This is a genomic window from Allofournierella massiliensis, from assembly GCF_964241245.1.
GTDB lineage: Bacteria > Bacillota > Clostridia > Oscillospirales > Ruminococcaceae > Allofournierella > Allofournierella massiliensis.
This window is the reverse complement of the sequence record NZ_CAXSWZ010000002.1, coordinates 153,731-171,998: the sequence shown is the minus strand read 5'-3', so window position 1 is coordinate 171,998 and position 18,268 is coordinate 153,731. Positions and strand designations below refer to the sequence as shown.

Annotated in this window: 13 protein-coding genes; 6 read left to right on the top strand and 7 right to left on the bottom strand. The window is 63.0% G+C overall.

All coding sequences use genetic code 11. The features are described 5' to 3' along the window. Nucleotides 1–2: 2 nt before the first annotated feature. Together ACESYO_RS02055 and ACESYO_RS02050 are read right to left on the bottom strand one after the other, a co-directional pair. Nucleotides 3–2,153, bottom strand: coding sequence for a Tex family protein (locus ACESYO_RS02055; protein ID WP_058963107.1), 2,151 nt, complete (start codon nt 2,151–2,153; stop codon nt 3–5). Nucleotides 2,154–2,181: 28 nt separating this feature from the next. Beyond that, the gene (locus ACESYO_RS02050; RefSeq protein ID WP_058963106.1) at nt 2,182–4,560 is read right to left on the bottom strand and encodes a YfhO family protein; all 2,379 of its coding nucleotides are present in this window, start codon (nt 4,558–4,560) and stop codon (nt 2,182–2,184) included. A 134-nt stretch (nt 4,561–4,694) separates the two neighbouring features. On the opposite strand from ACESYO_RS02050, the gene yfbR reads away from it, so the two are divergent. Then, on the top strand, nt 4,695–5,294 hold the full coding sequence (gene yfbR / locus ACESYO_RS02045; RefSeq protein ID WP_058963105.1) for a 5'-deoxynucleotidase: 600 nt from the start codon (nt 4,695–4,697) through the stop codon (nt 5,292–5,294). 5 nt (nt 5,295–5,299) lie between these two features. Here yfbR and dusB read toward each other — a convergent pair whose 3' ends face one another. Then, nucleotides 5,300–6,274 carry a tRNA dihydrouridine synthase DusB gene (dusB, locus tag ACESYO_RS02040; protein ID WP_058963104.1) on the bottom strand — a complete coding sequence of 325 codons (975 nt, stop codon included), beginning with the start codon at nt 6,272–6,274 and terminating at the stop codon, nt 5,300–5,302. Nucleotides 6,275–6,434: 160 nt separating this feature from the next. Here dusB and polA point away from each other — a divergent pair, with 160 nt between their 5' ends. The 5 genes from polA (at nt 6,435) to ACESYO_RS02015 (ending at nt 12,369) form a co-directional block, all read left to right on the top strand. Then, the gene (polA, locus tag ACESYO_RS02035; protein WP_058963103.1) at nt 6,435–8,954 is read left to right on the top strand and encodes a DNA polymerase I; all 2,520 of its coding nucleotides are present in this window, start codon (nt 6,435–6,437) and stop codon (nt 8,952–8,954) included. 31 nt (nt 8,955–8,985) lie between these two features. After that, complete coding sequence (gene rimI, locus ACESYO_RS02030; RefSeq protein WP_058963102.1) at nt 8,986–9,438, top strand: ribosomal protein S18-alanine N-acetyltransferase; 453 nt, start codon at nt 8,986–8,988, stop codon at nt 9,436–9,438. 61 nt (nt 9,439–9,499) lie between these two features. Further along, nucleotides 9,500–10,513 carry a tRNA (adenosine(37)-N6)-threonylcarbamoyltransferase complex transferase subunit TsaD gene (gene tsaD / locus ACESYO_RS02025; RefSeq protein ID WP_058963101.1) on the top strand — a complete coding sequence of 338 codons (1,014 nt, stop codon included), beginning with the start codon at nt 9,500–9,502 and terminating at the stop codon, nt 10,511–10,513. A gap of 105 nt (nt 10,514–10,618) precedes the next feature. Further along, nucleotides 10,619–11,455 (top strand): DegV family protein, encoded by an 837-nt coding sequence (locus tag ACESYO_RS02020; RefSeq protein WP_058963100.1) that lies wholly within the window; start codon nt 10,619–10,621, stop codon nt 11,453–11,455. Between the two features lie 95 nt (nt 11,456–11,550). Continuing rightward, complete coding sequence (locus ACESYO_RS02015) at nt 11,551–12,369, top strand: metallophosphoesterase (RefSeq protein WP_317407158.1); 819 nt, start codon at nt 11,551–11,553, stop codon at nt 12,367–12,369. 100 nt (nt 12,370–12,469) lie between these two features. On the opposite strand, the gene ACESYO_RS02010 is transcribed toward ACESYO_RS02015, so the two are convergent. From ACESYO_RS02010 to ACESYO_RS01995, 4 genes are read right to left on the bottom strand one after another with little or no spacing between them, the layout of a single operon-like run. Next, a complete protein-coding gene (locus ACESYO_RS02010; protein WP_058963098.1) occupies nt 12,470–12,952 on the bottom strand; it encodes a phosphate-starvation-inducible PsiE family protein in 483 nt (160 codons plus the stop codon). Between the two features lie 30 nt (nt 12,953–12,982). Further along, nucleotides 12,983–13,978, bottom strand: coding sequence for a 3'-5' exonuclease (locus ACESYO_RS02005; RefSeq protein WP_058963097.1), 996 nt, complete (start codon nt 13,976–13,978; stop codon nt 12,983–12,985). A gap of 37 nt (nt 13,979–14,015) precedes the next feature. Further along, a complete protein-coding gene (locus ACESYO_RS02000) occupies nt 14,016–15,344 on the bottom strand; it encodes a 2-hydroxyacyl-CoA dehydratase (RefSeq protein WP_058963096.1) in 1,329 nt (442 codons plus the stop codon). Between the two features lie 4 nt (nt 15,345–15,348). Beyond that, on the bottom strand, nt 15,349–18,267 hold the full coding sequence (locus ACESYO_RS01995) for an acyl-CoA dehydratase activase (RefSeq protein ID WP_058963095.1): 2,919 nt from the start codon (nt 18,265–18,267) through the stop codon (nt 15,349–15,351). Nucleotide 18,268: the final 1 nt, after the last annotated feature.

Sequence of the window (18,268 nt, the reverse complement as noted above, 5' to 3'; positions counted from 1 at the left end):
CATTACTGCTTGTTCAGCCCCTTCATGGTCAGGCTGATGCGCTTTTTCTTCTGGTCCACGTCCAGGATCTTCACCTTGACCACGTCGCCCACCTTCACCGCCTGGCTGGGATGCTTGATGAACTTGTCGCTCAGCTGGCTGATGTGCACCAGACCGTCCTGATGAACGCCGATGTCCACAAAGGCGCCGAAGTCGATCACGTTGCGCACGGTGCCCATCAGCTCCATGCCGGGCTTTAAGTCCTCCAGGCTCATCACGTCGCTGCGCAGCATGGGCGCGGGCAGCTCGTCCCGCATGTCCCGCCCGGGACGCAGCAGCTCGGCGATGATGTCCTTCAGGGTGGGCTCGCCCGCACCGGTCTCGGCGCACAGGGTGGCAAAGCCGATCTCCTTCGCCTTTTTGGGCAGGGCCTGAATGGCCTCGGTGCCGATGTCCTTATCCGCAAAGCCGCACAGGCTCAGCAGCTTTTCCGCCGCCGGGTAGCTTTCCGGGTGGACGGCGGTGCCGTCCAGCGCCTTTTTCGCCCCGGGAATGCGCAGGAAGCCCGCGCACTGCTCAAAGGCCTTGGGGCCAAGGCCCTTCACCTTTTTCAGCTGGGCACGGCTGGCAAACGCGCCGTTCTCCTCCCGCCATGTCACCACGTTTTTGGCGGTGGAGGCGCTCAGGCCCGCCACACGGGCCAGCAGCGGGGCGCTGGCGGTGTTCAGGTCCACGCCCACGCTGTTCACGCAGTCCTCCACCACGCCGTCCAGCGTTTCGTTCAGCCGCTTCTGGGGCATATCGTGCTGATACTGGCCCACACCCACGGCCTTGGGGTCGATCTTCACCAGCTCGGCCAGCGGATCCTGCAGGCGGCGGGCGATGCTCACCGCGCTGCGCAGGTTCACGTCGAACTGGGGGAACTCCTCGGCGGCCAGCTTGCTGGCGGAGTAAACGCTGGCCCCTGCCTCGCTGACCACCATATACTGCACACCGCCGCCCAGCTCCCGGATGACCTCGGCGGCAAAGATCTCGGTCTCCTTGCCGGCAGTGCCGTTGCCGATGGCAATGATCTGCACATGGTGGCGGCGGATCAGATCCTTCACCTTTGCCTTGGCCTGCTCCACCTTTTTGAACTCAGGCACCGGGTAGACCACCGCGGTATCCAGCACCTTGCCGGTTTCGTCCACCACCGCCAGCTTGCAGCCCATGCGGTAGCCCGGGTCCATGCCAAGGGCCACTTTGCCCTTGATGGGCGGCTGCAGAAGCAGCTGGCGCAGATTTTCGCCAAACACCTGAATGGCGCCCTCGGCGGCTTCCTCCGACAGATTGGAGCGCACCTCACGCTCCAGACTGGGATGGATCAGCCGGGTGTAGGCGTCCTCCACCGCGGCGCTCACCTGAGCCGCGCTGGGGCCGCCGCCCGCCTTCACAAACATGCGGCGGATGCCGCCCACGGCCTTTTCCGCGTCCACCTCCACAGTCACCTTCAAAAAGCCTTCCCGCTCGCCACGATCCAGCGCCAGCACCCGGTGACCGGCGATCTTATTCACCGCCTGGCTGAAATCGTAGTACCCGGCGTAGACGCTGTCCTCTTCCTTTGCAGCCCTGCTCTTCACAAGGCCGAAGGTCTGGTAGAAGCGGCGCAGCTGGGCCCGCAGGGCCGCGTCGTCGCTCACCTGCTCGGCGATGATGTCCCGCGCACCGGCCAGTGCAGCCTCGGCGTCCGGCACCTCGTCATTGATGTACTTTGCCGCCTCGGCGTTCACATCCAGGCCCGGCTTCTGGGCGAAGATGGCCTGGGCCAGCGGCTCCAGCCCACGGGCCTTGGCCACGCTGGCCCGGGTCTTGCGCTTGGGCTTGTAGGGCCGGTAGATGTCCTCCACCTCGGCCAGCGTTTTGGCGGCGTCCAGCGCCTTTTTCAGCTCCGGCGTCATGGCGCCCAGCTCTTCAATGGTGGCCGCCACCTCGCCCTTGCGCTTTTCCAGACCGCGCAGGTACTCCAGCCGGTCGGCCAGCTGGCGCAGCACCTGGTCGTCCATGGCGTTGGTGGCCTCCTTGCGGTAACGGGCAATGAAGGGAATGGTGTTGCCCTCGTCGATCAGGCGGATGGCCGCCGAAACATACTGCTCGGGGACGTTCAGCTCCCCGGCAAGAATCTTTGCAAAATCCATTGGGTTCTTTCTCCTTTGTGTTCCGGTCTTACTGCCGGGGCTGCGGCGGGTCCAGATGATATTTTTCCGCAAGAGCCGCCCGGCGCTTTTTGCGGGCATAGGCATTCAGCCCCAGATACCCGGCAAAGGCCACGGCGCTCACTCCCGCCAGAGCAAGGCTCACGTTCAGGCCTTCGGTGTGGTATTCCAGCCGGATGCTGTTGTCGCCCGCCTGGGCAGGAACCGCCATCAGTCCGCCGGAGACCTTGAGCACCGGGGCCTCCTCGCCGTTTACAATGGCGGTGAAGCCCGCGTCGTAGGGCACCGGGAAGAAGACCAGCGTGCTGTTTTCCAGCTGGATGTTGGCGGTAAGGCCCCAGTTGTCCAGCACAACGCTGCTGGCGGCCATGGCCTGGCGGGCGTCCAGATCTTCCTCGTAGCTGGCCCGGTCGAAGTCGGTCTGTTCCTCTTCGGTCAGATGGCGCAGCCCGCCGCCCCAGGTGTTGATCTGTTCCTCGCTGAGCACGATGGCCCGCATGAGCAGGTTTGCCCGGTAATCCTCCGGAATCTCCTCATACTCCTCCTCGGTGATGTAGGCGTCGTAGGAGTAGGCCATGGGCAGCCAGTCGGTGTTTTCATACACTGCCAGCTGGCCCTGAGTGGTCCAGTAGCGCCAGTTATCGCCGGCCTTTTCCTCAAATTCCTCCTGCTTGTCCACCGGGCAGATGGTGTATTTCACACTGAGCAGGCCGCGCAGGGCGTACTTGTCCAGCTCGGGGGCGCTGCGCACATCCCGCTTCACACCCACCTGGGGGTAGAACTCCAGAATGGAGGGGGCCACGGTGGAGTTGAAGGTTTGCAGATCGCTCCGGTTCACCCACAGGCCCAGGTTATCGTAACATTCGTAGTCGTCGATGCGGTAGGCGCCCTCCGGCAGAATGTCCGCCAGAGCGCGGGCGTCCACATACTGCTGCTGGTAGAAGTCCTTGTCGTTGTCCCACTGGGCAAACTTGCCGATGGAAATGTGCACCGCGCCATACAGGCAGCCGAAGGCCAGCACCGCCGCGGTGAGCCGCCGGGGCAGCTGGGGAGTGCGCTTGTACATGAGCCACAGCACCCAGAACAGCAGCACCCCGATGAAGGCGATGCCGAAGTTCAAAAAGAACTTTTCCGGGTAGTCCATCACGCCGATTTTCCAGCCGCCATCGTCGGTCTCGGTGGGCACCAGCGCGAAGGCGCAGTAGGCCAGCAGCACCGCCAGCGTGGGGCGCAGGCCCTTTTTCAAATCCACCTCGTCCTCGTGCTCCAGCCCGTAGACGGTGACCGCACACATGATGAGCACCGGCATGTAGTACCAGCGGGCATAGTAGCTGGAGTTCATGGCGTAGAACATGGAGTTGAGCCCCGGCACCAGCGCCATCACCAGGCAGACGCTGAGAATCCACTTGAAGGGGGTGCCCTTTTTGCACCGGCAGTAGGCCAGCACGCCCATCATGCTCACCAGCGGCAGATAGGCGGCCATGCTGGTCCACTTGATCACGCCGGAATCAAAGATCACCGGCATGTAGGGGCAGTCCGGCGGGAAGAAAAAGCTGTACAGAATGGCGGCGTACTGCTGCACGTTGCCGTAAAGCAGCAGGCCGAAGCCCTCGGAGAAGCTGGACACCCGTGGGTTGTTCTGCAGGCTGAGCATGGTGGGGATGGCCAGAATGGCCCCCATGCCCACGCCGGCCAGACTTTCGAAGGCCAGCGCGCCGAAGGTGCGGCCGTTGATGCGGTAGCGCCCGGCCAGAACCATGCACACAAAATAGATGGCCAGGAACACCACCTGACCGGCGAAGAAGAAGTAGTTGTTGAGTAAGTTCAGCGCCACCAGCACCGCGAACGGCCCGCGCCGCTTTTCATACACCGCCGCATCCAGCGCCCACAAAAAATAGGGAAACAGGGCCACCACGTCCACAAAATGGTTGAAGAACACATTGTAGACCGTGAAGCCGGAAAAGGCGTACATACAGGCGCCCAGCACCGCCATGTTTGCCTTGCGGGTGTAGCGGCGCATCCACAGGTAAGCGCCCCCGCCTGCCACCGCGAATTTCAGGCAGAGCAGCGGCACCATCAGATAGGGCATCCAGGCCGCCGGGAACAAAAGGCTCAGCCACCAGAAAGGGCTGCCCGCCAGATAAAAGGCGTAGCTGTTCAGAAAGCCGCTGCCCAGATCGGTGGCCCAGCTGAAGGAGCCGCCGCCGGATTTTACAAATTCATTGGCGGAATAATAAAAGGCGATCTGCTGGCTGTTAAAGTCCCCCGCGTATAAAAAGAAACCTTTATCCACAATGTAAAAAAACAGGAACATCAGCGCGGCGGCAAGGCCGCACAGCGCGAAGGTGAGCCAGTATTTGTTCTGTGGTTTTTCCAGTGGGCGTATCATAGAACGCACCTCACATCCTTCCCCTTTTCGGCGCGCCGGGGCTGCCCCCGGGCGGGAAAATATGGTATAGTGTTTTCGTAACGCGCCCATTGGACGCAATCTATACAAGTTTAACGCACAGGAGTGTGAAAGAAATGAAAATCTATTCCTTCAACGCACTGGTGAGCCGGATGAAATACATCCGCCGGTGGAGCCTGATGCACGCCTCCCGCACCGAGAGCCTGAGCGAGCACGCGGCGGACACCGCCATTCTGGCCCACACCCTGTGCCTGATCGCACAAAAGATCACCGGCACGCCGGTGCGGCCGGAGACGGTGGCGGTGGCGGCGCTGTATCACGACGCACAGGAAATCCTCACCGGCGACATGCCCACCCCGGTGAAATACAAAAACGAACGGCTGCGCAAAGCCTACAAGGCATTGGAGGAGGAAAGCGCCACTGCCCTTCTGGGGTATCTGCCGCCCCAGCTGCGGGGCGAGATGGCCGGCTATGTGACCGGCAGCCTGCTCACCGAAGCGGAGGCAAAGCTGCTCAAGGCGGCGGACCGGCTAAGCGCTTTGATCAAATGCACCGAGGAGGTGCAGGCGGGCAACCGGGAATTTGCCGCCGCGCTGACCCAGCAGCGGGCCGCATTGAAGGAGATGCACTGCCCGGAGGCAGACTACTTCATCGTGCACATGCTGCCCTGCTACGCCCAGCCGCTGGATGAGCTGACCGGCCAGAGCGCAGACTGAGCCGCTCAGCGGTTGCCCGCGTCGTATACCTTCTGGAACAGCTCGTCCAGATCCTCGTAATGGCTCAGCTGGCAGCAGGCCCGGCGCAGCCCCGCCGCGCCCTTCAGGCCCTTCATGTAGTAAAGGGCCTGGCTGCGGGCCTGGGGCATGGCCACCCACTCGCCCTTTTCCTCACACATCTCATACACCTGGGTGCGCAGCGCTTCCAGACGCTGGCGCAGGGTGGGCTTTTCCGGGGCGGGCTCGCCGTTCAACGCGGCTTTGATCTCGGCAAAGATCCAGGGGTCGCCCAGCGCGGCCCGGCCCACCATCACGCCGTCGCAGCCGGTGGCGTTCACCATGGCAACCGCGTCGGCGGCGGATTCAATGTCTCCGTTGCCGAGCACCGGAATCTTCACCGCCTTTTTCACCGCTTCGATGATCTTCCAGTCCACGGTGCCGGGCTGATACATCTGCTCCCGGGTGCGGCCGTGCACCGCCACCAGCGCCGCGCCCGCGGCCTCGCAGGCCTTGGCCACCTCCACGGCGGTGATGTGATCGGCATCCCAGCCGGCGCGCATCTTCACGGTGACCGGCTTGCCCTGGCTCTCCTTCACCACGGCGGCCACGATGTCGCCGCAGTTTTTGGGATCCAGCATCAGCTTGCTGCCCGCTCCGCTGGAGTTGATCTTGGGGGCCGGGCAGCCCATGTTGATGTCGATGAAATCGAATTTGTACTTCTGAATCAGCGCGGTGGCCTGCCCCATGGTCTCGGGCTCCGCGCCGAACAGCTGCACCCCGTAGGGGGCCGGGTTGTTTTCATTATAGATCAGCTGGGCGCTTTTTTTGTCGCCAAAGGTCAGGGCCTTCGCGCTGACCATCTCGCTGATGGTGTAAAGCGCCCCGTGATTGGCCGCCAGACGGCGGCAGGCGGCGTCGGTAAAGCCGGCCATGGGGGCCAGCACCGCGCCGGGGGCAAAGGTCATATTGCCAAGCTGCATTGAGGTTTCTCCTTTGAATGACCGGGCGGCTTTGCCCGGGATAAATCCAGGGTTTATTGTACCACAAAACCCGCCCTTGTGGTATACTTAATAAATACAGCAATCGCCGCCGGGCCCCTTGGGGGCGGGCGGTCAACACACATTTTTCGGAGGTCTGCCCATGAAACTGCTGGTTTTGGACGGCAACAGCATTGTGAACCGCGCCTTTTACGGCATCAAGCTGCTTACCACCAAGGATGGCCGTTACACCAACGCCATCTACGGCTTTATGAATATTCTGCTGAACCTTTTAAAAGAGGTTCAGCCGGACGAGGTGGCCATCGCCTTTGATCTGAAGGCCCCCACCTTCCGCCACAAGATGTACGACGGCTACAAGGCCACCCGCAAGGGCATGCCCGAGGAGCTGGCCCAGCAGATGCCGGTGCTGAAAGAGCTGCTGGCGGATCTGGGCTTTGTGATGGTCTCCAGGGAGGGCTACGAGGCGGACGACATTCTGGGCACCCTGAGCGCGGCCGCTGCCGCCCGGGGCGACGAGTGCTATCTGGCCACCGGTGACCGGGACAGCCTGCAGCTGGTAAACGAGCATGTGACCGTGCTGCTGGCCGCCACCCGGATGGGCCGCAGTGAGACCGTGGTGATGGACAAGGCCGCCGTGGAGGAAAAATACGGCGTAACCCCGAAGCAGCTCATCGAGGTGAAGAGCCTGATGGGCGACACCTCGGACAACATCCCCGGCGTGGCGGGCGTGGGCGAAAAGACCGCCCTTGCCCTGATTCAGAAATTCGGCAGTCTGGCGGGCGTGTACGAGAACATCGACGACAGCGCCATCAAGCCCGGCGTGCGCACCAAGCTGACCACCCACAAGGAGGAGGCCGAGCTCTCCCGCAAGCTGGCGGAGATCGACTGCGCCATTCCTGTGGAAACTGCCCCCGGCACCTACAAACGGGGCGAGGGCGACGCGGCCGCGGCCGCCGGGCTGCTGGCCGAACTGGAGATCCACAGCCTTGCCCCCCGTCTGGGTCTGGACGGCGTAACCCCCAAGGCTGCCGCCCCCGCGCCGGAGCTGGCAGTGGTGGAACCGGACGTGCTGCCCATGCTGCCCGAGGGCCGGTATGAGCTGGCGCAGGAAAATGGCAGCTGGTACGCGGTGCAGGAAAATGCCGTCTACCCGCTGGACGAGGCCGCACTGGCCCGCCTGCTGGACAGCGACGCCACCCTGCGGGTATTCGACGCAAAGCCGCTCTATCATCTGGCGCTGGCAAACGGCGGTGAGGGCAAGAGCATCGTGTTCGACGCAAAGCTGGCCGCTTATCTGCTGAACCCCGCCGCCAGCAGCTACACGGTGGAAAATCTGACCGCAGAATACGGCATCCAGCCTGCTTTCCGGTGCGAGTCCGCCCCGCTGGCCGGGGTACTGGCCGGCCTGTACGATACCCTTTCCGCCAAGGTGACCGAGGAGGGCATGGACCGGCTGCTGGCTGAGGTGGAGCTGCCGCTGGCGCTGGTGCTGGCGGACATGGAGCGCACCGGCATGCTGGTGGACAAAGAGGGCCTTGTGGCCTTTGGCGAAAAGATGAAGCAGGAGCTGGAAGGCTGCCTTGCCCGTATTTACGAGCAGGTGGGTTATGAATTCAACGTGAACAGCCCCAAGCAGCTGGGCGAGGCTCTCTTTGTGAAGCTGGGCCTGCCGCCCCGCAAAAAGACCAAGAGCGGCTACTCCACCAACGCGGAAACGCTGGAAAGCCTGCGCAGTGAGCACCCGGTGATCGACGACATTCTGCAGTACCGCACCTACCAGAAGCTGAACTCCACCTATGTGGAGGGTCTTTTGAAGGTGATCGGGCCGGACGGGCGGATGCACTCCACCTTCAACCAGACCGAGGCCCGCACCGGGCGGCTTTCCTCCAGCGAGCCCAACATGCAGAACATTCCCATCCGCACCCCGCTGGGCAGCCAGCTGCGCCAGTTCTTTGTGGCAAAGCCCGGCTGCACCCTGGTGGACGCGGACTACAGCCAGATCGAGCTGCGGCTGCTGGCCCACATTTCCGGCGATGAATCCATGCGGCAGGCCTTTCTGACCGGGCAGGACATCCACCGCAGCACCGCCGCGAAGATCTACAACCTGCCTCCGGAGATGATTACTCCCGCCCTGCGCTCCTCCGCCAAGGCGGTGAACTTCGGCATCGTGTACGGCATCGGCGCGTTCAGCCTTTCCCGTGACATCAACGTGTCGGTGAAGGAGGCGGATCAGTTCATCAAGAACTATCTGGCCACCTTCCCCGGCGTGAAAAACTATATGGACGAGACCATCGCCCACGGCACCGAGAAGGGCTATGTGACCACCCTGTTCGGCCGCCGCCGGGCCCTGCCCGAGCTGGCCAGCAAAAACCATAACCTGCGGGCGCTGGGCGAACGGATGGCCATGAACACCCCCATTCAGGGCACTGCGGCGGACGTGATCAAGCTGGCCATGGTAAAGGTATGGCGGCGGCTGCGCACCGAGGGCCTGGCCGCAAAGCTGATTCTGCAGGTGCACGACGAACTGATCGTGGAGGCCCCGGAGGCGGAAGCCGAGACCGTGGCCCGCATCCTGAAGGAGGAGATGGAGGGTGCGGTGAGCTATTCCGTGCCCCTGACCGCCGACGTGGGCCAGGGCAAGACCTGGCTGGAATCCCACTAAGGCGGGTTTTCCACAGAGGAGGCGTTTTTTCGTGGAATACTTTATCCGGCCCATGGAACGGGCCGATCTGGAGATCTGTGGGCAGATTGAGCAGAGCGCAGGCGACCCCTGGAGCCTTGCCCAGCTCACCGAAGAGCTGGAAAACCAGCAGGCAGGCGGCGCGTCCCGCCTGTTCGTGGCCCAACTGCCCGGCCAGCCGGTGGTGGGCCTTGCCGCCTGGCAGCTGGCCGCCGGAGAAGCCAGCCTGTACACCCTGACCGTATCCCCCACAGCCCGGCGCACCGGTGCGGGCAGCGCCCTTTTGCGGGAAAGCATGGAGGCGCTGCGCGGTGAGGGCGCCGAGACCGCCTTTCTGGAGGTGCGGGCTTCCAATGCAGGAGCCATTGCCCTGTATGAGCAGGCGGGCTTTGTGGCGGACGGCCGCCGCCCCCGCTTTTACCAGAACCCCACCGAGGACGCGGTCCTCATGCACCGGGCGCTGTGAAACAGGCAGAACCGGCCCGGATTTCCCAGATATTTGTTGAAAAGCATGGTGATATTACAAAATGTATATTTTAGGAATCGAGAGCACCTGCGATGAAACCGCCGCCGCCGTGGTGAAGGACGGCCGCGAGCTGGTGAGCAATGTGATCTCCACCAGTGTGGCGGAGCAGGCCCTGTATGGCGGCGTGGTGCCGGAGATCGCCAGCCGCCGCCACGCGGAATACATCAGCGCCACCGTGGAAAAGGCGCTGGCGGATGCGGGCATGACCCCCGCCCAGCTGGACGGCATCGCCGTCTCCTTCGCGCCGGGGCTGATCGGCGCGGTGCTGGTGGGCGTGAACTTTGCCAAGGGCCTTGCCTACGCGGCAAACAAGCCCCTGATCCCGGTGCATCATCTGCGGGGGCACATCGCCGCCCTCTACCTGACCCACCCGGACTTAAAGCCCCCCTTTCTGTGCCTTGTGGCCAGCGGCGGCCACAGCCATATCGTGCAGGTGAGTGACTACACCCACTTCACGGTGCTGGGCCGCACGGTGGACGACGCGGCGGGCGAAGCCTTCGACAAGGTGGCCCGCACCCTGGGCCTTGGCTACCCGGGCGGCCCGGCCATCAGCAAGGCGGCCCGCACCGGCAACCCCAAAGCCTACAAGCTGCCGGTGCCCCATGTGGAGGGCAAATACAACGTGAGCTTTTCCGGCTTGAAAACCGCCGTGCTGAATGCGGTGAATCAGGCCGAGATGCGGGGCGAAACCGTGAATGTGGCAGACATGGCCGCCAGCTTTGAACACCGGATCGACGAAATTCTGGCCGACAAGCTGCTGGCCGCCGCGAAGGACACCGGCGCTTCCACCCTCTGCCTTGCAGGCGGTGTGGCCGCCAACAGCCTGCTGCGCTGCCTTGTGAACGAGGGCGCCCAGAAGCTGGGGGCAAAGCTCTGCCTGCCTGCGGTGGAATTCTGCGGCGACAACGGGGCCATGATCGCTTCCCAGGGCTTTTACGAGCTGCAAAGCGGCAACGTGGCAGGCCTTGACCTGAACGGCCTGCCCACCCTGCCCATCGACTACAACTGCGGCTGACCCGTTTCGCCTTGACGAACAGCGCCAAAGCCTCTATAATATATCTAGTATTAAAAACTATGTAAATCGCGCGGCACCGCGCCACCTAAAGGGAGTGTATTTACTATGACTTGGATGATCGTTGCCGACTCCTCCTGCGAACTGCGCAGCCTGCCCGCACCCGCGCCCGAGACCGGTTTCGCCACCGTGCCGCTGAAGATCCGTGTGGCCGACCGGGAATTTGTGGACAATGCCGCGCTGGACGTGGCCGTCATGATGGCCGAGATGCGCAACTACAACGGCGCTTCCACCACCGCCTGCCCCAGCCCCGAGGAATGGGCGGAAAAATTCCTGCTGGGCGATAACATCATTGCAGTGACCATCAGCAGCAATCTTTCCGGCAGCTACAACAGCGCCATGATTGCAAAGGAAATGGTGCTGGAAAGCCACCCGGACAAAAACATCTATGTGCTGGACAGCCTGTCCACCGGCGGCGAGATGGCGCTGGCCATCCGCAAGGCCAATGAACTGATCGGTGAGGGCCTGGCCTTTGAGGACGTGGTGAAGGAGCTGGAGGTATACTATGCACCCCGGCAGGTGCTGTTTGCCCTTTCCTGCTTCGACAATCTGGTGAAGAACGGCCGGCTGAACCGGGTGGTCGGCTTTGTTGCCGGCAAGATGGGCATGCGCATTGTGGGCCGCGGCAGCGACGACGGCAAGCTGGAAATGCTGCACAAGACCCGCGGCGAAACCCGCACCCTGGCCTTCATTCTGGAAGAGATGGACCGGCGGGGCTATCAGGGCACACCGGTGGTCATCAGCCACTGCTTCAACGAAAACGCTGCCCAGCTGCTGCGTCACGGCATCGAGACCAAGTGGCCCGGCGCGGACGTGACCATTCTTCCCTGCAGCGGCCTGACCAGCTTCTACGCTCAGGATGGCGGCATCATCGTGGGCTACTGATTTTTCACGATTTCTTCGCACCCTGCTTGCTTTTCAAGCAGGGTGCATTTTTGTTATAATAAATGTAACGAACGCAACACAGGAGGTCAGACCCTATGGATCAAAACCGTGTCGACCGGGCCGCCCGGCTGTTTCTGGGCGCGGCCGCCGGAGCTGCTGCTGCAGGCGCGGCGGTGGGCTGGTACGCCGCAAAGGTGGAGCCCCATCGGCTCACCGTCACCCGGCCGGAGCTCTGCCGCCGTCCACCGGTGAAAACCCTCTTTTTCTCGGACGTTCACTTCGGCCCCATGTATTCCCCCGAATTTCTGGAGCCGCTGGTGGACGCCATCAACGCCGAGGCTCCCGAGATGGTGCTGTTTGGCGGCGATTTCTTTGCAAAGTTCGGCCGGGATGCCCACATGCTGAATTTTTCCTGGCTGGCCGCCCAGCTGCAGCGCATCGAAGCCCCTTTGGGCAAGTATGCGGTGTGGGGCAACCACGACGTGCGCCAGGGCGCTGCCCCCTTTTACCGGATGCTGATGGAGCACGGCGGTTTTGTGCCCCTGTGGGATAAGATTGTGCAGCCCGCGCCCGGGATAACGATCTGTGGCCTTGCCCCCTATTCCGACGGAAAGGTTCTTCGGGAAATGCCCGCCGAGGGCTGGCGGATCTGTTTGTGCCACATGCCGGACAAGGCCCGGTACCTGAACCTCTCCCATGTGGATGTGATGCTCAGCGGCCACAGCCATGCCGGTCAGCTGCAGGTGCCGGTGCTCACACAGATGATTCTGCCGCCGGGGGGCAAAATGTTCCCCAGCGGGCTTTACCGGCCCCAGCCCCAGCGGCCCGCCCAGCTGTTTGTGAGCCGGGGCATCGGCATGAGCGGCGTGCCCTTCCGGCTGCTCACCCCGCCGGAAGTGGTGGTTCTGGAATAATCCCCGCCCAAAAGGAAAAAACGCCCGGCGCACGGAATCAAAACCGTGCGCCGGGCGTTTTCTTATTGGCTGTATTGCGAAAAGGGATCAGGCCACGCGCTCAGTCCTCTTCCTCTGCATCCGCGTCCCGCAGCGCCTGTTCCCGCGCAGCCATCAGGCTGGAGGTACCAAAGGCATCCTCACCGGGCAGGTGCGCGCCGAAGGCAGGCACAAACAGATACTTGCGAATCACGAAGATCAGCAGAATGGCCAGAATGCTCACCAGATTTTCCACCGGGGAGGTATGCTCCACCACCATCTGGCGGGCAATGGCAAAGAGCAGCACCTCGATGGCGCTGCCGGGGCTGTGCTTGGCCAGCATCTTCACGAACTCGATGCCGATGACCACGTTGAAGGCGCTGCTCAAAAAGGTGGTAAAGGCCTCGTCCACATCCGGAGCCAGCACCAGATCCTTCACTTCAAACAGCACCCGCACGCCGGCCACAAGAATCGCCAGCAGAACCACCAGTGCAACCACCGTTTCGATGATGCTGGCCATTCGCGCCACCCACTGGCGGCAAATAATCAACCGATTGCGTTTCATTGCCGGGATCCCTCCTCAATTCTTCAATTTTCAGCGGCCCGCGTTGCGGACCCGTTCCAGCGCTTCGGCTGCTTCCTTCTCCCGCTTGCGGCGGGCCCGCTCCAGCGCGGCTTTCTTTTCCCTGGCCCACTTGGCCTGGGCCTCCTTGCCCGCAGGCTCGGTGGCCCGGGCAAAGGTGAAGTGCAGCCCGTCCAGCCGCATGCGCCGCAGCCAGATCATGGCCGGGCCGTGCTGGGCGCACTCGCCCATGCTGTACAGGCAGTTGTTGCCCTTGCGCAGCCAGATATCGTCCTTATCCAGCTCCAGCGGCGCGCCGCACTCCGGGCACACCGCCCCCCGCAGCTCGCTGCTGGTGGACCAGGCCTCGCCGTCCACCTGGGCGGGCCAGAGCCGGAAATCCCGCCGGTCCCTGCCTTCCGGGCAGAGCAGCTCTTTCAGCTGCTGCGCCTCGTCGGGGTATTCCGCAAGCCCCCGCTCAAAGTCCAGAAAGCCGCAGACCGCGGCGGTGTATTCCGCGTCGCTGAGCGCGTCGTGGAAGGCGTCGTTTTTGGGAATGCCCAGCCGCTCCACCACCGCCTCCAGCGTCATGCCCTCGCCCTCCTGCCGGGGGCGCTGGCTGGTGAATACCCGCTGCAGATCGTACCATTTGCGGGGCCAGCTCTCATCCAGACTGCACAGCACCAGATTCTGCTTGAGCACGGGCACGTCGTCCTGCCCCCACTCACCCAGCGGGGTATCCGGCCCGCACCACTCGGCAAAACGGCGCAGGCCCTCCTTAATGGGCACGCCCGCATCCAGCTGAGCCTGGGTCAGGCCGGTGACCTTGGCCACATGGTGATGCAGCCGGGGGAAGATGCGGGGCTTCATGGTCAGCGAGAAGCGATCCACCGGCTGACCATCCCGCAGCTTCACCGCGCCGATCTGGATGATCTCACCCCGCAAGGTCTGCTCCACGCCCTGATACTGGAAGGTTCTGGGCTGATAGCCCATGTTCCATTCCATGTCAAAAATCACAAAGTCGCTCATCTGCGGCTTCCTTTCCTGCTGTTTTGTAGGCGGCGTTTCACTGAACGCCGGGAATGCTCTCGATTTTGCTTTCCAGGCCGGCCACCGGCTCCTGCACCGGGGCGGGCTGGGCGACGATCTTTTCCTCCAGCCGTTCCCTGCCCACGCTGATCATCAGCTTGATGCGGTTTTCCTGGTTGACCGGGGTGGCGCTGGGATCGTAGTCGATGGGGGTGATGTTGGCATTGGGATAGATGGCCCGGATGCGGCTGATCATACCCTTGCCGCAGATGTGGTTGGGCAGGCAGCCGAAGGGCTGGGCGCAGACGATGTTCTCGTAGCCTGTGGTGACCAGCTCCACCATCTCGGCGGTGAGCAGCCAGCCCTCGCCCATCTTGTTGCCCCGGCTGATGATGCCGTTTGCCATCTCTCGCAGCTCCAGGAAACGGGCCGGAGCGTGGAAGCCCGCCGCCCGCATGGCGCTGCCCATGGCCCGCTCGAAGCCGTCCAGATATTTGAGCAGCGCCTCGCTGCCCCATACCTCGGCCAGGCTGCCGCCATAGAAACGCACGGTATCGCCCATGTTGCTGATGCAGTAATCCACAAAGCCCAGAAGGCCCGGCAGGTTCACCTCGCAGTCCTGGCTGGCCAGGAACTCCTCCAAGTTGTTGTTGCCCAGCGGCGAGTATTTCACATAGATCTCGCCCACGATGCCCACCTTCACCTTGGGGGTGCGCACCACCGAAATGGCGGCAAAGTCGTTGGCAATTTTGGGGAAGGTGGCCTTCATCTCGCCGCCGGTAAAGCCCTTGTTCTGGTGGAACCAGTCGCAGATGGTATCCACCCATTTTTCGGCCAGTTCCTTCGCCTGCCCTCTGGTAACCTCGTAGGGGGAGGTCTGGTTGCGCAGAGCCATGATCAGATCGCCGTAGAAGATGGCGGCGATGGCCTTGCGGGCAATGGACAGATTCATCTGGAAGCCGGAGTCCTTCTCGAGGCCCGAGAAGTTCAGGCTGGCCACGGGAATGTGGCCGTAGCCTGCCCGGTGCAGCGCCTTGCGCAGCAGATGGATGTAGTTGGAGGCGCGGCAGCCGCCGCCGGTCTGGGTGATGAGCAGGGCGGTGTGATCCAGGTCATACTTGCCGCTCTGCAAAGCGTCCAGAAACTGGCCGATGACCAGCAGCGCCGGGTAGCAGGTGTCGTTGTGCACATACTTCAGGCCCAGCTGCGCCACCTGACTGCCGCAGTTGCCCAGCACCTCCACATGATAGCCCTCATATTCCAGCGCCGCCGCCAGCATGGAAAAATGCAGGGGCAGCATGTTGGGAATCAGGATGGTGTGGGTCTTTTTCATCTCCTGCGTAAAACGGGGATAATTGGTTTCCATCGGGTCATTCCCCCTTTCGTTCTTTTTCGTCCAGTGCGGCAAACAGGCTGCGGATTCGGATGTTTACCGCACCCAGGTTGGTGATCTCGTCGATCTTCAGCTGGGTATACAGCTTGCCGCCCTCGTGCAGAATCTCACGGGTCTCGTCGGTGGTGATGGCGTCCACACCGCAGCCGAAGCTCACCAGCTGCACCAGATCCATATCCTTCTGGGTGGTGCAGTATTTGGCGGCCGCGTACAGGCGGGAATGGTAGGTCCACTGGTTCAGCACGGTGGTGGGGAATTTCTCCTCATGCCAGGCCACGCTGTCCTCGGTGATGACCGCCGCGCCATGGCGGCACAGCAGCGCATCGATGCCGTGGTTCACCTCCGGATCCACATGGTAGGGCCGGCCGGCCAGCACCACGATCCGCTTGCCCTCGGCACGGGCGGCGGCGATGATCTCGGCCCCCTTGTCCCGCAGGCGCTGCATGTGGGCGTTGTATTCCGCGTAGCCCATATCGGCCGCGCGCTCCACTTCCCCCCGCTTGATGCCGGGGAAATAGCGGTTCATGATCTCGTACATCTTCTTTTTGAAGTCCTTCGGGCGATGCAGGCCCACGAACTCGTTGATGAAGGTCACATCGGCCAGCTCGGGGCAGTTCACCGCCAGAACCTCCGGGTAGTAGGCCACCACCGGGCAGTTGTAGTGGTTGTCGCCCAGGTGCTCGTCGATGTTGTAGCTCATGCAGGGGTAGAAGATGGTCTTGATGCCCATATCCGCCAGCGCCCGGATGTGGCCGTGGGCCAGCTTGGCCGGGAAGCAGACGGTGTCGCTGGGAATGCTGGCCTGACCCTTGATGTACATGGCACGGGTGGATACCGGGCTGGTGACCACCGCAAAGCCCAGGCTGGTGAAGAAGGCATGCCAGAAGGGCAGCAGCTCGTACATATTCAGGCACAGCGGAATGCCGATGGTGCCCCGTACCGCCGGGCCGGGCTTGTAGCCCGCCAGCATCTTCTGCTTGTAGGCATACAGGTTCAGATCGTCCTGGGCGGTCTTGCCGGTGACCGGCTTTTCGCACCGGTTGCCGCTGATCAGCCGGCGGCCGCCGGCGAAGGTGCTCACGGTGAGCTGGCAGTGGTTGGTGCAGCCGTTGCACTGCACATTCTGGGTTTTCTGGGTGAATTCCAGCAGCTCCTGCCGGCTGAGCAGGCTGCTCTTATGACCCTTTTCCACCAGAGAACGGCCGTGCAGCGCCGCGCCGAAGGCGCCCATCAGACCGGCGATGTCCGGCCGGACCACCTCCACGCCCATCTCCTTTTCAAAGGCCCGCAGCACCGCCTCGTTGTAGAAGGTACCGCCCTGCACCACGATGCGTCGGCCCAGCTCCTCGGGGCTGGCGGCGCGGATGACCTTGTAGATGGCGTTCTTGACCACGCTGATGGACAGGCCCGCCGAGATGTTCTGGATGGAGGCGCCGTCCTTCTGGGCCTGCTTCACGCTGGAGTTCATGAACACGGTGCAGCGGCTGCCCAGATCCACGGGCTTGTCCGCAAACAGGCCCAGCGCCGCGAACTCCTTCACGTCGTAGCCCAGCGCCTGGGCAAAGGTCTGCAGAAAGCTGCCGCAGCCGCTGGAGCAGGCCTCGTTCAGGAAGATGTCGCTGATGGCGCCGTCCTCAATCTTGAAGCACTTCATGTCCTGGCCGCCGATGTCGATGATGAAGTCCACATCCGGCAGAAAGTGACGGGCGGCGGTGAAGTGGGCCACCGTTTCCACCACGCCGAAGTCGCCCCGGAAGGCGTGCTTGACCAGCTCCTCGCCGTAGCCGGTGCTGGTCACGCTGGCCACCTCCAGATTGGGGTGGTTCTGATACAGCTTGAGCAGCACGTCCCGGATCAGGGGCAGCGGGTTGCCCAGATTGGGCTGATAATCGGTGAACAGGAGGTTCGCGTTGTCGTCGATGACGGCCACCTTCACGGTGGTGGAGCCGGAGTCCACGCCGATGTGCACCGGGCCCACGTCCGCGCCGAAGGGCACGCAGGGCACGCTGGCGCGCATGTGGCGGGCGTGGAAATCCTCGTATTCCTGCTTATTGGCGAACAGAGGCGGCTGGCTGGTGTATTCGCCCACCTGCTGGATGCTGCCGATGGTTTTTGCTACCTGAGCCAGATCCATCTCCCTGTCCGCATAGAAGGCCGCGCCCATGGCCACGAAATGCAGGCTGTGCTCCGGGCACAGGCCGGTGAGCTCCAGCGTGTGGTCAAAGCTCTTGCGCAGCTCGCTGTTGAAGGTGAGCGGCCCGCCCAGATACAGCACATTGCCCTGAATGGGCCGGCCCTGGGCAAGACCCGCGATGGTCTGGTTTACCACCGCCTGATAGATGCTGGCGGCGATGTCGCCCGCGGCGGCGCCCTGGTTGATCAGGGGCTGGATGTCGCTTTTGGCGAACACGCCGCACCGGCTGGCGATGGTATAGGTCTTTTCCGCCCGGCTGGCCGCCTCGTTCAGCTCCTCCGGGCTCATCTTGAGCAGCGTGGCCATCTGGTCGATGAAGGCGCCGGTGCCGCCGGCGCAGCTGCCGTTCATGCGCACCTCGGTGCCGCCGGAAAGGAACAGGATCTTGGCATCCTCGCCGCCCAGCTCGATGACCACGTCCGCCTGAGGGGCCAGCCGCTTTGCGGCCACCCGGGTGGCGAACACCTCCTGCACGAAGGGTACGCCGCACCCGTCCGCGAGGCCCATGCCCGCGGAGCCGGAAATGGCCAGATATGCCTTGCCGCCGGGCACCTGCTCCTTTGCCAGGCGGGCCAGAAGCTCACCGGCCTTTTCGGTGATGTGGCTGCCGTGGCGCTCGTATGTATCGTAGATAACCTGATCGTGCTCATCCAGCACGACGCATTTGATGGTGGTGGAACCAATGTCCAGGCCTACCCGCATG